This window comes from Falsiroseomonas sp. RANM36, assembly GCF_056682175.1.
Map to the genome: position 1 here is coordinate 292,335 of NZ_JBWXTD010000002.1, position 999 is coordinate 293,333.

Sequence of the window (999 nt, forward strand, 5' to 3'; positions counted from 1 at the left end):
CCGCGCCGCCCCGCCGCGCGCCGGGGGGCGGGGGCCCCGCGGGGGCCCGGCCCGCCGCCGCGCCGGCGCCGCAGCCCGTCCAGCCCCGGCGCTTCCGGAGCCCGGAAGAGGGCTTCGCCGCCTTCGCCGAGGCGGTCCGCAAGCACGACGAACGCGCCCTGCTGCGCGTGCTGGGCGAGGCCGGGCGGCAATTGATCCGCTCGGGCGATCGCGTGGCCGACCGCACCGCGCGGGAGCGGTTCACGGAGATGTACGAGGCGAAGCACCGGATCGACCGCCCCGCGGCGGATCGCGCCGTGCTGGTGGTGGGCGACGACGACTGGCCGCTGCCGATCCCGATGCGGCTGAGCGGCGGCGCCTGGCGCTTCGATGCGCGCGCCGGCGCGCAGGGGCTGGTGGACCGGCGCATCGGGCGCAACGAGCTCGACGTGATCGATACGCTGCGCGCCATCGCCGCTGCGCAGGCCGAATACGCCGCCGGGCCGGGCCGGGTCGGCGGGCTGCGCGCCTATGCGCAGCGCTTCTTTTCCTCGCCCGGGCAGCGCGACGGGCTCTGGTGGCCGACCGTGCCCGGCGAGGCCGAGAGCCCGCTCGGCCCGCTGCTGGCCGCGGCGAGCGCGGGCGGCTATGCGCGCGGCCGCGACGATACGCCGCAGCCCTATCACGGCTACTACTTCCGCATCCTGACGCGCCAGGGGCCGGCGGCGCCCGGCGGAGCCATGGATTGGGTGGTGAACGGGCGGATGATCGGCGGCTTCGCCGTGCTCGCCTGGCCGGCCACCTACGGCAGCACGGGCTGGAAGAGCTTCCTGATCAGCCATGACGGGGTGGTGTGGGAGCGCGACCTGGGGCGCGACACCGCGCGCGCCGCCGCCGCCATCACCGCCTTCGATCCCGGCCCCGGCTGGTCGCGCGTGGCCGAATGAGCCTGCCCCGGCGCGCCGCCGGGGGGCGCCGGGGGGCCCGCCGGCGGGGGGGCGGGCGGGGTGGGGGGGGGCC

The 999-nt window shown here is 78.7% G+C and carries 1 protein-coding gene; it reads left to right on the forward strand.

All coding sequences use genetic code 11. From position 1 onward, the window contains the following. A partial coding sequence (locus tag AC1MIR_RS02320) for a DUF2950 domain-containing protein (protein WP_480026572.1) occupies positions 1-926 on the forward strand: 926 nt, incomplete at its 5' end. Between the last annotated feature and the right edge of the window lie 73 nt (positions 927-999).